Genomic DNA, 13,841 nt, shown 5'->3' with positions numbered 1-13,841 from the left:
AAGGTAATAGATATAATTTTATTATTTGTTTTTTGGAACATTTGGTAAAATAATAAAGTTATCTAGTGGAAAAGAAATGATGCCCAATCATTTCTATAATAATTTATGCTTTAAATTTTTGGTACTTGTATATATAAATATAATATAGCATAAGGGTTATTTTTGCTTGGTAAAAACCAATATAACTGATGTGATACATTGATAAGTTATATTAGTCTTTTATAATTATTTTTTTAGGATGTTTTTAATTTTAATGAAAGCACCTTGAATTGAAGGCGACACATATCTTTCCCTTGGATATTTGTCTTCGACTGCTTTTATGTATTTATCCATAATAGAATCAAAATTAGTAGATTCTGTAAGCTTAAAGTATGCATATTGCTTGCTTTCTAGGGAATTTATATTGTTTTTGAAATAAGAATGAATTTTCATCCAATTAAATTGCTTTGCTATATTTTTTTGATTAAATCCCGTAGAGTAGCCTCCGGGTTCTATTAAAATAACAGGAATATTAACATCATTAAGTTCTTTAAGCTCTTCGTTTAAAGACGGACCTATGGCTTCCAATGCAAATTTAGTTGCGCAGTATGGAGATAAAAATGGAATTGGAGAGCGTCCAGCCAAAGATGATACAAAAATTATCCTTCCTTTTTTTCGAGGAATCATTTGTTTTAATACAAGTTGAGTCAATTCAATTGGACAAAAAACGTTTGTTTCAAAAGTTTCCCGATATATATCGGAATCCACTTCAGCCACTGAACCTGAATTTCCAATGGCTGCATTATTTATTAAAACATCAATTTCAAGATTAGTTACCCTAGCTCTATCATTACTATGTAAAATATCCAATTTAAAGCTTTCAATAGGAAGATTATATTTTTTATTTATGGCGTTAATTCTAGCGGCTTGTTCTTCAGTGTGGGTTGTTGCATAGATATAATGACCTCTATTTGCTAGAGCAAATGAGGCTTCGAGTCCAAGACCAGAACCACAACCTGTGATTAGTATTTTTTTCATGATATCACCTTAATTTCTTTAAGCATAATTAAGAATAGTTGTGAAGAGATTTATAAACTATATTTTGAGAAAAATGTTACAGCATAGTTTTATTTAAATACATTCATACAAATTAATATTAATATTATCTCTATATTTAACAAAAATATTAATGGATCCTATGTATCTACAGATGAAAATGTTTGCTTTTTATCAGAGCTTTTGTGCTCTATTCTAGGATATTGGTGCCGTTTGCAGTACGTTTATTAATTATAGGTATCAGTTCATTGGATATATGTTTAAATATCGTATGATGCTAGTATGGTGAAAAATAAATATTGTGAAGAATATTACTATAGAAGAATATGTATTCTGAAGAATACATATTCTTCAGAATATTAGAATTTAGAAAATTGATGTATAATGTATTAAGAAATATCAATAAGAAAAGGAGGGGACATAACATATGCTTGTACTTAATAAAAATCCAAAAGTATATGATCAAGTTATAGAGAAAATTAAGGATAAAATAAAATATGGAGAAATAAAAAAGGGAGATAAATTGCCGACAGAAAGAGAGATGGCAGAATCTCTCGGGGTATCGCGTGCATCTGTTAGGGAAGCGATGAGGGCTTTAGAAGTCATAGGATTAATAGAAAGCAGACATGGAGCCGGAAATTATATACGAACAAATTTTAATAACTCTTTGCTTGAACCTCTTTCAATAATGTTTATGTTACAGGAGAGTTCGCCCAAAGAAATGTATGATTTAAGAGAAACGCTAGAACTTCAATGTTCTAAATTAGCAGCTAAAAATATAGAAGATAGCGAGCTTGAACTTTTAGCAGAATTATTAGATAAGATGTATATTGCTAGTAGTGAAGAGGAAAGTGTTGAATTAGATATTAAGTTTCATCAATTAATTGCAAAGGCATCGAGAAATGTATTATTAATTAATGTACTTAATGTTATATCTCAACTTGTAGACGAATTTATTCGAAAAGCTAGAATGCAAATTTTTCATGAGGGAAATACAAAAGAAAGCTTATTATGGATACATGAGAATTTATTAAGAAATTTAAAGAAAAGGGATGAATCACTAGCTTACAATGCTATGCAAGAACATTTCGATCTAATTAGGAAATCTTATGGATACGAAAATTAGAATTGCTTTGTAAATGAAAATATAAAATCTTATAAGAGTGAGCTTGAAAAATTTAATAGAATGCTACTTGCTAAGATTTCATAACTATTGAAGAAGGTATTATATATTTTAGACAAGCCGATCAGGGAAGTGAATTCTTAAAAAAGCATTTTTAAACAATGCTATAATAAATTAATATCCGCAAATAGAATGCATAATATCTGATAAAGTAAAGATCCAAGTCATTAATTAACTTTGGATCTTTAAACATTTGTACTTTTATAATAGTATAGAATATAATTGGAAATTTTCTTTCTAATGCATTATTTTTTGAAGAAGAAAAAACCTGCAAGTTCCCTTTCATATTTTGTTAGGTTATTTAAAGCTGATCTTAATTCATAATAATCACATCTGTCGTATAGCAAATCTCGCAAGGGAACTTCCTGTATTGAATGTCTTTTTAATATTGGGTTATACTGTATTTACAATAATAGGCATATATGTTATTCTGGGTAAAAACATATTCAATAAAGAAAATAATTAAAGAGGACTATATAAGACCTGTACAGGATTTTACATGGATAATTAAGAAGACGGAGGAAGAAGAAGTGTGAAAAAAGGAGACAAGTTATTTGTAAGAATTGATTATAAGAATAATGGATTAGAAACTACAGAAGAAGATTTCCAAGATCATGTAAAGTATCTAAATGGTATTGCTAGTGAAAGATACTTTGTTGGAGGAGGATTCGCTAATGCCAGAGGTGGTATGATTATATTTAAAGCTAAGGATTTACAGGAGGCAAGAATGATTGCGGAAAAAGACCCGATAATTAAAAGTGGTCTATATAGAGTAGAGGTTTATGAATGGGATTTGTTGATATCATCAGATGATAATTAACTGTGCAGTAGAAAGGCATATTTTATAAATAAGAAAAAATGTATATTTCTTGGCATATGTCTAAATGATGAACCTGAGAAGGTTATTGGAATAGCAGAGATATTTGACTATTTTAACGAGGTAAATATGATAACTATAGGCTACAGGTTGAACGATAAGTTTTGGGGTAAGGGAATTGCTACTAAAGCTGTAAAGGTGATGGTAGACTATTTATTTAATGATATTGGAATAAATCGAATACAAACATTTGTCATGCAAGAAAATATTAAATCTCAGAATGTATTAGAAAGAAATGGTTTTATTAAAGAGGGGACAATTAGGCAGGGATATACTTGGAAGGGACAAGGTGTTGTTGATTTGAATCTATATTCTTTATTAAAATCTGAAGCTGAAAAATAGATATTTTTATTTTCTAAACTTCTCATTTTGGATACCAACAATCAAATCACAATTATATAGTAGATGTTTCATAGTTGTAGATCAATTATAAATAACTGCATTAAAAATAGACTATATTATAGAATTTATTTTTATAATATAGTCTATTTTAATGTACATTGCTTAATTCCGTTGTTTCTAAGAACAAGAACTTTTTTGTGTGTAAATTGAATAGTCTTTATTTTTCATATTTAATTTATTATTATTCTCATTTTCTTTAAATGTATATTTTGTTTTATATTGCATTTTTTAGAGATAATAATGGCTGTTGATGTTCCTCAAATGTTACAGGTCAAAAATACAAAAATTATTTTTTAATAAATGATGTTAGCTTGTTATATAGCATATCATCCATTTTGCTTATGACCTCTGGGTCTCTAGGTGGTGACCATTTAGTATAGTAGAATTCAAGGTAAGTGCTACAATTACCTTTTTCTCTTCCTTTTGTATGGAAATGATTTTCTGGATCATTAACAGTTTTTATTATTTCTTCTTTTTCTTCTGTTGTCAGTTTTTTATATGTATCGTAATGTATAATTCCAGAATCTTTAAGTCTTCCACTTTTGTGGTGAAGTGCTTTGGTTTTGTCTTCATAACCAAGTAATAAAGCAGTAATTCATTATAAATTTAACTTTGTTAGACCAATTTTCTATCGATAACTTTCTTTATTATCATTCATTAATTGTGGATAGATTATAGCATAAGTTGTAAATATTAAATTATTATTAGCCTGTAAATTAAATGTTTATGGAAAGAAAATCCTAATTAATATAGATTCTTTTCTAATAATATGTTACAATAATTATATCCATAATATTACTAGAAAACACCAATAAAGGTAGGCCGAGTAGAGATATACTTGGCCTAACTTTGTTTTTATAACTTTTCCATAATTTTATATGAAAAAATCAATTAAGCGGATGAATTAACCAAGTTAATTAATAGGCAAATAAAAATTGATAAAAATGTATATTTTACTTTGTGATTCCCAAAGTATTGTTTTATGAAAGGATGGGAATACTCAATAATGGGAAAAGTCTAGTAAAGATAAATCATAACTTGCTTTCACAAGTGATGACATGCTTGACAAATCAAAATACAATATTTTTACAAGGAGGATATTTATGAAAACAGGTATAGTAAAGTTTTTTAATTCAGAAAAAGGATTTGGTTTTATCGAGGTAGAGGGAGAAAAAGATGTTTTTGTACATTCATCTTCTCTTTCAGGATTTAGTATACAAGAAGGAGATAAAGTTCAGTTCGATGTTGAAAAAGGTACAAAAGGTCCTCAAGCAACCAATATTCAAAGAGTATAAAATAGCATCTTGATGTTCATTAACAACATATTAGGTGATTTTTGCCACCTTGTCTAAGGTGGCTTTTCATTGAAATCAAGTGAAACTAGATTAAGGTGGGAGATAGGGATATCCCCATCTGAATCTTAGTTGAACTAATCTTTGAGCGTGGCGCTGTTATCTACAACCTAAAAAGAGGTGGGAGTGTTACAGTAGCTATAGATAAGATAAATGTATAAATTCTATAAAAAAAGAAAGAAGGGATTAATTTGGAAAATAAGGTATTTAGCGAATTAGGTCTTGATGAGAGTATTCTTAAAGCCATTGATGCAATGGGATTTGAAGAACCTTCTAAGATTCAAGCTGAGGTAATACCAGTTCTTTTAGAAGGTCATGATGTTATTGGGCAGGCACAAACAGGAACAGGAAAGACACTGGCATTTGGTGCACCAATATTAAGCAGAATTGGAAAGCAAGATGGTAAGGTAAATAGTATAATACTAACGCCTACAAGAGAACTGGCTATACAGGTAAATGATGAATTGAATCGTATAGCTAAATTTACTAAGATTAAGTTGCTGCCTGTATACGGTGGGCAACCTATTGACAGACAGATTTCAGCTTTACGTAGAGGGATAGATATAGTAGTAGGAACTCCGGGGAGAGTGCTGGATTTAATAAGAAGAAAAGTTTTAAACTTGAGCTCTATTAGATTTCTTGTATTGGATGAAGCCGACGAAATGTTAAACATGGGATTTATTGACGATATAGAAGAAATAATAAAAAATTCAAATCAAGACAGACAAACAATGTTGTTTTCAGCTACTATGCCTGAAGAGATCAAAAGGCTTGCTAAAAGATATATGAAGTCTGAAACGAAACACATAGCCATTTTAAAAAATGCAATGACTGTAGCTACAGTGGATCAATACTATTATGAAATTAAAAACAAGGATAGATTTGAAACACTATGTAGGATACTGGATGTTGATGAACCTGCATCTGCAATAATCTTTTGTAAGACCAAAAGGAACGTTGATGAACTGGTAGAAGGTCTTCAAGGGAGAGGTTATACTGCTGAAGGAATGCATGGAGATATGAATCAAAATCAGAGAATAAATACCTTAAGAAAATTTAAAGAAGGAAATTTAGAATTTTTAATAGCAACTGATGTTGCAGCAAGAGGTATAGATGTTGAAAATGTAACTCACGTTATAAATTACGATTTGCCTCAGGACGTAGAATCCTATGTTCACAGAATAGGCAGAACAGGTAGAGCAAATAGAAAAGGTGTTGCTTACACACTAGTTACTGCAAGGGAATATATGTCTCTTAAGCATATTGAAAAGGTGACAAAAAGCAAGATAAGAAGAAGAGAAATTCCTACTGTCGATGAAATATTTGTTTCAAAGTACAAAAATATGTTTTCAAAGATAAAGGAAACCTTGGAGCAGGATAGCTATAAGAAATTTATACCGATGGCAACAGAACTTGATGAAGAGTTTAACCTCGTAGAAGTGGCAGCGGCATTGATGGATATGGTATATAGCAAGGAAGTGAATTATGACTATACTGAAAATGAAATAGGTTCAAAGACAGATTACAAGAGATTATTTTTGAATGTAGGACGCTTGGATAAAATTAATCCAAGGAAGCTAGTGGATTTCTTTAATGAGAATGCAAAGGTAAAAAGAGAAGATGTCGGAGATATTGATATTCTTGAAAAGTTTTCATTTGTAAATGTAACAGAGGATGCAGCGGAATCTATAATGAAGCATTGCATTGGAAAGAAATTTGCTGGAAGAAAGCTAAATGTCGAAATTTCAACAAAATCAAAAAGATAATTTAAACTATACCTATGAACAAGACACATGAACAAAGTGTTTGGTCTATAGGTATTTTTTTATTGTTCTTGGCATAGGGGCAGAATACTAGAACAAATATGGTAATATTCTAAAAAATATATATTCTTGAGAATATGCACATTAAAAAGAAAAAATGGTGGAACTTGCATCTATTAAGGATTCTTAGGCTTCAGAGATATTTATGATTTATTAATGCAAATATTTAGTATTGCATTTTATAATTTCCAATGTTATACTTCCTATAAGGTACCTGAGTACCTTATAGGAAGTATAACATTCGTAGCCTTTAGGTTTTGTAAATTCCAGATTATTAATTGGATTATTGGAGTGGTGATTTATCTCCGATGGCCACAAAAGTGTTTTCTTATACTTGCTGCTATAAGCCGGCAAGCACCATCAATAGAATTAGAAATAGCTGATTATGGTTCATTAAGAAAAGATTTAATAGTACTATTAAAGGTTTTAGATCCAATCTTTGAAATTATAAGAACTGAAGATATACGAGATGTAATTTCAAATGAAGGCATAAAATGAATTAGTTTGTTAAAGGAGTAATTAATTTATGAAGAAATATGTATTGCTAATTATATTACCAACGCTTATAGGAACCTCTCTTTTTACGGGATGCGCTGCAAAAAATAATAGGAATGAAAATGCTGTTCAAGTAGAAGAGGTTAATAAGCAAAATTCCATATATCTTATGGCTGGAAAGATTGAGACTGATAATCAAGTTAATGTATCTTCAAAAATTTCTGCTAGAGTTTCAGATGTATTAGTTAATGTAGGATCAACTGTAAATCAAGGTGATGCTGTGATTAAATTAGATACTCAGGATCTTCAGGCACAGGTAGATCAAGCGCAGGCAGCAGTAAATACTGCAAATGCAAATTTAAATAATGCTATGAATAGCACTCGGCCTGAACAAATATCACAAGCGCAAGCAACTTTGGATAGCGCTAAAGCAACCTATGATGTTGCTAAAAAGAATTATGATCGTACAAAAGCTTTAGTTGATGCTGGAGCAGCTACAGAGGTGCAGCTTGAAACTGCACAGCAGCAACTTACCTCAGCTGAGTCAGGACAAAAATCTGCAGAAGAACAATTAGAAATGCTTAAAAATGGTGCTACAGAAACAAGTATAGATGTTTACAAGGCTCAAGTACATCAAGCTGAAGAAGCAGTGAAAACAGCACAGGTGGCATTAAATAATGGAACCATTACAGCACCTATTTCAGGTAATGTTACTGTTAAGGATATAAATAAAGGCGAAATGGCAGCACCTGGCAGCACACTTATTTCAATATCTAATCCAGATGCTTTGTGTGTGAATGCATATGCACCTCTAAGGATTGTAAAAGATTTGAAAGAAGGACAAGCTGTAGCAGTTAAAGTATCAGAAATAGAAGATTCAGAATTTGAAGGAACCATATCAGTAATAAATTCAACATTAAACTCTCAAAACTCCAATGTTTTAGTTAAAATTCTTTTAACAGATTCAAAGGGGCAATTGAAACCAGGTATGTTTGCTGAAGTTGGTATAAAAGGCTAAGAAAGGATGACAGTGATGAAAGAAAAACGTAAAACAATAATTTTATTAATATTATGTGCAATGTTAATTACTCTTGGTGGAGTAGGGTTTTATTACTGGTATAACAATGAAAACTTTGTTTCAACAGAAGATGCAAAGGTTGATGGAGATTTTATCAGCATAACTCCACAAGTATCAGGTAAACTTCTTGAATTTAATGTAAAAGAGGGGGACAAAGATGTAAAAGATCAAATTTTAGGTCGTGTAGATGCTAATGGTTTAGCAGATGCTAATATTGATTCAGCCTTACTTAGAGCACCAACTAATGGGATAATTATTAAAAAGGAAGCTGAGGAGGGACAATATGTTTCGGCTGGATCGACACTTGCTGTAATGACTGATCCAGAAAAGCTTTATATAACTGCTAATATAGAAGAAATCAAGGTTGAAAAATTACATGAAGGACAAAGTGTAGATATAAAAATTGATCAATTTGAAGGGAAATCATTTAAAGGTAAAGTTGAGTATATAGGAAAAGCTTCAAATTCAGCATTTTCACTTCTACCATCCTCTTCTGGTGGAACTTTCACTAAGGTTGTTCAAAAGGTACCTGTAAAAATTGAATTTGAGAAAAATGATGCTAATCTTCTACCTGGTACAAATGCAGATATAAAAATACATATAAAGTAGGTGGAAGTATGGAAAATAAAAAAGAATCTTCATCTAAATGGCTTATTATGAGTGTTGTAATCATGGCAATTTTTATGGCAAATCTTGATACAAGCATTATTAATATCTCTATCACAAAAATGATGCAGACATTTAATGCATCTATAGATCAAATACAATGGGTTGTTAGTGCATATACTCTAACTTTGGGAGTTACAATTCCGTCAACAAGTTATTTTGGAGATAGATTTGGAACTAAAAATGTATTTGTTACTGCGTTGATTTTATTTACTTTAGGTTCATTACTATGTGGTATTTCATGGAATGAAACTATAATGATAATTGCAAGAGTAATTCAAGGAATTGGAGGAGCTTGTATAATATCGCTTGGTATGACAATATTAATGACTACTTTTGATAAAAGTGAGCTAGGAATGGCAATAGGGGTAATGGGAATGTGCGTAATGGCGGCACCTGCCCTAGGACCAAGTTTAGGTGGATATATCATTCAAAATTTCAATTGGAGATTTCTCTTTTTTATAAACCTTCCAGTTGGAATAGCAGCTACAATAATGGCTATACTTATATTTAAGAAATCGGAACATAAGTCCTCAAAGAAATTCGACATTATTGGATTTTTAACTTCAAGTATCGGAATGTCATGCGTTCTCTATGTACTTGGGAAAAGTGATTTGGACTGGAACGACATAAAAAATATCATTCTTATGATTGTTGGATGTTACAGCCTTTTAATATTTGTTGTAAATGAATTACTTATTGAAGAACCCTTGCTTGATTTAAAACTTTTAAAGAATTATACATTCTGTATGAGTAATATTATAATGAATGTTGCGATGTTAGCGCTTTATGGTGGTGTGTTTCTGATGCCAATATTTCTTCAACAAATAAAGGGTCTTGATTCGATGAGTACAGGCTTGATTTTGTTTCCAGAGGCAATAGCGACAGCTATATCAATGATTTTATATGGAAAAATTGGTAATAAATTTGACGTTAGGTTATTTGCTGTATTTGCGTTGATTTTGATAGGCATTAACAGTTATAGTATGTCGAAAATTACGTTGGATACTGCTAATATAGATATCACAATCCTATTAATGATTAGAGGTTTTGGCGTAGGATTTCTTATGGCACCAGTTCAGACCGTAGGTTTTAGTGGATTACCAAAGACAGCAATGTCAAATGCATCTGCTTTGACTAATACAGTTAAGCAAGTAGGGACTTCCATAGGTGTCACAATTATTACAAGTATTATGCAACATAGAAATGTGGTTGATTATTCTAACTTAGCTTCGCAAGTGACATCTTTTAATAAAAATAGCATGAAGCTATTTGAAATGCTTCAAGGTGCACTTATTAAGGGCGGGATATCAAGCAGTGATGCTAAAGGAATTGATTTAAGTAAGATTTTTGGGGAAGTTGCAAGTCAGGCACAGCTTCAAGCGCTTAATGAGACAATGTTTATAATTTCAATCATAACTGCTATTGTAATAATTCCAACACTTTTATTAAAACAAGGCAAACAAGAAGAAACAGATGCAGTAGTGGCAGAAGGATAAAAACGACTTAATAAGGTATTTTACGAATAAAATCATTAATTGTCAGAATGATATAAAATTAACAAATATGCAGTTACAATTGTAAGAATATTTTTCATGAAATTTATTAATACATTAATAATAACAGCTCTAAGGTAAAGATTGACCTTGGAGCTGTCATACTTTCATCTCATGCCTAGATAAAGTAAAAATTTATAGATATAAGGAGCAGATGTGTAAAAATGAGTAGTTTTATAATAGCAGTAGGTCATATTATTATAAGTGTCGTATTGGTTGTGAAGTTATTGATAGATTAGTTTAGAATGATCGAATTATTAAAACACTAGCATTGATTAACGATGAATAAAGTGGTATTTTATATTATTTATGTTAATTTATGAGAGTAAGCTAAAAATTAGCCATTTTAGAGGGGCATACTTTAATGAAAGTATTTGATTAACAGGGAAATTAGAAGGAGATATTGTAATTATGATGATAAAAAAACGGCTGGCTATGTCAAATCTTTTTATGTTGATAGTTCCAGCAATATTGATAGTAGTTATTGCAGTTGGAGTTCTAGAAGGATTTACAGAGATATATGGTAAGAAAATAAAAGTTTTTGAAGAGGATAGTGGAATATCATTTATTCAGAAAACTTTATTTATGTATAATAAAGAAATTAGGAATAATTATGATAAAATTAATGATTATAACAAGACGAAGGAAGATCTTAAAAATGCCGGTTATGACTTTATAATTACGAGTGACGGTGATACGATATTTTCTAATATAACTGATGCTGATAAAAATGCTATGTCCAAGCTTGAACGAGACGTTCTTACATCTTCAGATTCTATAGTTCTTGAGGTTAATTCTATTAGTTTAGTTAAAAATAGTTTAACTAAAGATGGAAAAAATATTAATATGCTTGCTGTAAAATCAAATAATAATTTAATGAGCAGACAGCAAATGAAAGCAGAAGCAAGAACTTTTCTATTAAGTTACATGGGGGTTGTATTCATAGTAGCGCTGCTTATAATTATGTTAACTAATGGTATATTATCATCAAGAGTATCTAAAAGTTTGATTAAACCTTTAGAGTTACTAAGCTATGGCGCAGGGCAAATAGAAGAAGGAAACCTTGATTTTAAGCTGAGTTATAAAGGGACAGATGAATTTGCAAAAGTTTGTAGGGATTTTGATAAGATGAGAGTAAGGCTTAAAGAATCAATTGATATGCAGCTAAAATATGAGCAAAATAGAAAGGAATTGGCCGCAGGAATATCTCATGATTTACGTACACCATTAACAACAATTAAGGGATATTCAAAAGGATTAAAGGATGGAATTGCAAATACAGATGAAAAACGTGAAAGGTATTATGAAATTATATATAGTAAAACTTGTGATATGGACAATCTTGTAGATAAATTATTTTTCTTTTACAAATTAGATACTGGAAAATTTCCTTTTAACTTTGAAAATATAAATTGCAATGAGTTCTTTTTAGATTTTTTTAGTAATGCTATACCAGAATTTAGAGGCAAGGGTATTGATTTAACTTATAAAAATAATTGTAAAGATAATATTTTTATTAGAATGGATTTCGAAGAAATTCGAAGAGTGCTTACAAATATACTCGAGAATAGTGTAAAATACAAAGTGCAAGAATATGGTAAGGTAGATATTACCATAGAAGAAATGGAAGGCAGCGTTGTTTTAAAAATAAAGGATGATGGGCCAGGAGTTTTAGAAGAAAATTTATCAAAACTATTTGCTAGTTTTTATAGGGAAGACCAATCGAGAGCCAATTCAAGTGAAGGAAGTGGACTTGGGCTTTCAATTTGCGAATATATAATAAAAGCTCATAATGGTACAATTACTGCTAAAAATGACAATGGATTAGCTATTATTATAACTTTGCCGATTAATAAGAAAATTTAACATATATATTCTAAAAAGGTTAATTTATAAAAATATATCTTAAGCTAGAAGGAATTGTGGACTAAACGATAAAAAAAGAATTACATTATTTAGAGTTTATATATTTATTGCGGTAAGAAAAATTATATTGCTTATTAAGCTTAATTACATATAAACATAATGGGAGAAAAGAAGATGCGAAGAATATTGATAATAGAAGATGATAAATTGATTGCAGAACTAGAAAGGGATTATCTTGAGGCAAGCGGATTTAAAACTGAAATTGCCTTTAATGGAGAAGACGGATTAAATTTTGCATTGAATAAGGAATTTGATTTAATACTGCTTGATTTAATGCTTCCAAGTAAAGATGGGTTTCAGCTTTGCAAAGAGATAAGAAGTAATAAGGAGATACCTATACTGATGGTTACAGCTAAAAAGGATTCGGTAGATAAAATAAAAGGTTTTAATATTGGAGCAGATGATTATATTGTTAAGCCTTTTGATCCAAGTGAGCTTGTCGCTAGAGTAAATGCACATCTTTCACGCTATGATAGACTAACTTCAATTGGTAAAAAAGACAATATAGGTAATGGAGTCATGGTATTTAAAAGGTTAAAAATATTAAAAAGGGAACGAAGGGTATATGTAGCTGATAAAGAAGTTAAATTGGCTAACAAAGAATTTGAATTGCTGTTATTTTTAGCAACAAATCCTAATATCGTATTTTCAAAAACAATTCTTTTAGACAGAATTTGGGGTATGGATTCCTTTGCAGATGTTGCAACTGTTACTGTGCATATTAATAGAATAAGAGATAAAATTGAGGAAGATAGCAGCAATCCTCAATTCATTGAGACTGTGTGGGGCGCGGGATATAGATTTAAATTATAGTTCATTATTAAAAATATAGCAAATGAGATAAGAAGTATTACTTACATTTAAGTTATAATTTTTAATGAATATGTAATGTTGAAGTTTTGGAAAATTTGTAAATATGTTTATTTAAAAAGTTAAATGTTTAAACTGTATATCTATAAAATTAAGAAAAGGTCTTAGACTAATAATAAATTTATTAATCTAAGATCTTTTTATTTTCTAGTATTTATAATACTAGAATGGAATAAAACTTTTGAGTTTTCAAAGGCGATTATATAAATAAGATGAGGCTGAGGTTAACTTGTAAAAAAGTAATCAAAAGAGAGCGTGGGGTAGCCATTTCTGTTTTTATCTTGAAAATTATATTGTTAGTTTTAGATTATATTTTAAAATCTAAAAAAGTTTAGAAATTGTTTATAAAGATATGAAAAAATATACATAGATGCCCAGATTGATAGTATTCTACATAATATGGAAATATGACTAATGACAATGGGATTATATAAAATTATGCTTCTAAGAATTATAGATAAGTTGAATGTTAAATTCTCAGAAGTTTAATAAACATGAGCAAAAATGAAAATTATCAATAGGAGTGTTTTAAGAGGAGTGGAAGCAAAAGAAGATATAGAAGTAATTATATAAGAAAA

Annotated in this window: 12 protein-coding genes; 11 read left to right on the top strand and 1 reads right to left on the bottom strand. The window is 30.0% G+C overall.

Annotation, left to right across the window (positions count from 1 at the left end; all coding sequences use genetic code 11):
- Positions 1–225 precede the first annotated feature (225 nt).
- Positions 226–1,017 carry an SDR family NAD(P)-dependent oxidoreductase gene (locus ACJDTP_RS13965; protein WP_406761547.1) on the bottom strand — a complete coding sequence of 264 codons (792 nt, stop codon included), beginning with the start codon at positions 1,015–1,017 and terminating at the stop codon, positions 226–228.
- Positions 1,018–1,462: 445 nt separating this feature from the next.
- Between ACJDTP_RS13965 and ACJDTP_RS13960 the strand changes: the two genes are divergently transcribed.
- The 11 genes from ACJDTP_RS13960 to ACJDTP_RS13910 all read left to right on the top strand — a co-directional run bounded on the left by ACJDTP_RS13960 (position 1,463) and on the right by ACJDTP_RS13910 (position 13,206).
- Positions 1,463–2,161 (top strand): FadR/GntR family transcriptional regulator, encoded by a 699-nt coding sequence (locus ACJDTP_RS13960; protein WP_103698220.1) that lies wholly within the window; start codon positions 1,463–1,465, stop codon positions 2,159–2,161.
- A 589-nt stretch (positions 2,162–2,750) separates the two neighbouring features.
- Positions 2,751–3,038 (top strand): YciI family protein, encoded by a 288-nt coding sequence (locus ACJDTP_RS13955; protein ID WP_406761546.1) that lies wholly within the window; start codon positions 2,751–2,753, stop codon positions 3,036–3,038.
- Entirely contained in the window at positions 3,039–3,437 is a 399-nt protein-coding gene (locus ACJDTP_RS13950; RefSeq protein WP_406761607.1) for a GNAT family N-acetyltransferase, read from the top strand.
- Positions 3,438–4,600: 1,163 nt separating this feature from the next.
- Positions 4,601–4,792: a cold-shock protein gene (locus ACJDTP_RS13945; RefSeq protein WP_406761545.1), complete on the top strand. Its 192-nt coding sequence runs from the start codon at positions 4,601–4,603 to the stop codon at positions 4,790–4,792.
- Positions 4,793–5,040: 248 nt separating this feature from the next.
- The gene (locus tag ACJDTP_RS13940) at positions 5,041–6,615 is read left to right on the top strand and encodes a DEAD/DEAH box helicase (RefSeq protein WP_078116364.1); all 1,575 of its coding nucleotides are present in this window, start codon (positions 5,041–5,043) and stop codon (positions 6,613–6,615) included.
- Between the two features lie 348 nt (positions 6,616–6,963).
- Complete coding sequence (locus ACJDTP_RS13935; RefSeq protein ID WP_406761544.1) at positions 6,964–7,170, top strand: hypothetical protein; 207 nt, start codon at positions 6,964–6,966, stop codon at positions 7,168–7,170.
- Between the two features lie 28 nt (positions 7,171–7,198).
- Positions 7,199–8,185 (top strand): HlyD family secretion protein, encoded by a 987-nt coding sequence (locus ACJDTP_RS13930; protein WP_406761543.1) that lies wholly within the window; start codon positions 7,199–7,201, stop codon positions 8,183–8,185.
- A gap of 15 nt (positions 8,186–8,200) precedes the next feature.
- A complete protein-coding gene (locus ACJDTP_RS13925) occupies positions 8,201–8,854 on the top strand; it encodes an HlyD family secretion protein (protein WP_077844219.1) in 654 nt (217 codons plus the stop codon).
- A gap of 8 nt (positions 8,855–8,862) precedes the next feature.
- A complete protein-coding gene (locus tag ACJDTP_RS13920; protein WP_406761542.1) occupies positions 8,863–10,410 on the top strand; it encodes a DHA2 family efflux MFS transporter permease subunit in 1,548 nt (515 codons plus the stop codon).
- A gap of 468 nt (positions 10,411–10,878) precedes the next feature.
- On the top strand, positions 10,879–12,333 hold the full coding sequence (locus ACJDTP_RS13915; protein WP_406761541.1) for a sensor histidine kinase: 1,455 nt from the start codon (positions 10,879–10,881) through the stop codon (positions 12,331–12,333).
- A gap of 174 nt (positions 12,334–12,507) precedes the next feature.
- Entirely contained in the window at positions 12,508–13,206 is a 699-nt protein-coding gene (locus tag ACJDTP_RS13910; RefSeq protein WP_078116369.1) for a response regulator transcription factor, read from the top strand.
- Positions 13,207–13,841: the final 635 nt, after the last annotated feature.

Origin of the sequence: Candidatus Clostridium helianthi, from assembly GCF_045310795.1 — a bacterium.
GTDB lineage: Bacteria > Bacillota > Clostridia > Clostridiales > Clostridiaceae > Clostridium > Clostridium helianthi.
The sequence above is the reverse complement of the archived record's forward strand: the minus strand, read 5'-3'. Positions and strand labels throughout refer to the sequence as shown.

Bases quoted from the DNA above. Each gene is read 5' to 3' on its own strand.
- ACJDTP_RS13930 (WP_406761543.1), top strand. From the start codon at position 7,199: ATGAAGAAATATGTATTGCTAATTATATTACCAACGCTTATAGGAACC.
- ACJDTP_RS13915 (WP_406761541.1), top strand. From the start codon at position 10,879: ATGATGATAAAAAAACGGCTGGCTATGTCAAATCTTTTTATGTTGATA.
- ACJDTP_RS13925 (WP_077844219.1), top strand. From the start codon at position 8,201: ATGAAAGAAAAACGTAAAACAATAATTTTATTAATATTATGTGCAATG.
- ACJDTP_RS13945 (WP_406761545.1), top strand. From the start codon at position 4,601: ATGAAAACAGGTATAGTAAAGTTTTTTAATTCAGAAAAAGGATTTGGT.
- ACJDTP_RS13910 (WP_078116369.1), top strand. From the start codon at position 12,508: ATGCGAAGAATATTGATAATAGAAGATGATAAATTGATTGCAGAACTA.
- ACJDTP_RS13920 (WP_406761542.1), top strand. From the start codon at position 8,863: ATGGAAAATAAAAAAGAATCTTCATCTAAATGGCTTATTATGAGTGTT.
- ACJDTP_RS13960 (WP_103698220.1), top strand. From the start codon at position 1,463: ATGCTTGTACTTAATAAAAATCCAAAAGTATATGATCAAGTTATAGAG.
- ACJDTP_RS13965 (WP_406761547.1), bottom strand. From the start codon at position 1,017: ATGAAAAAAATACTAATCACAGGTTGTGGTTCTGGTCTTGGACTCGAA.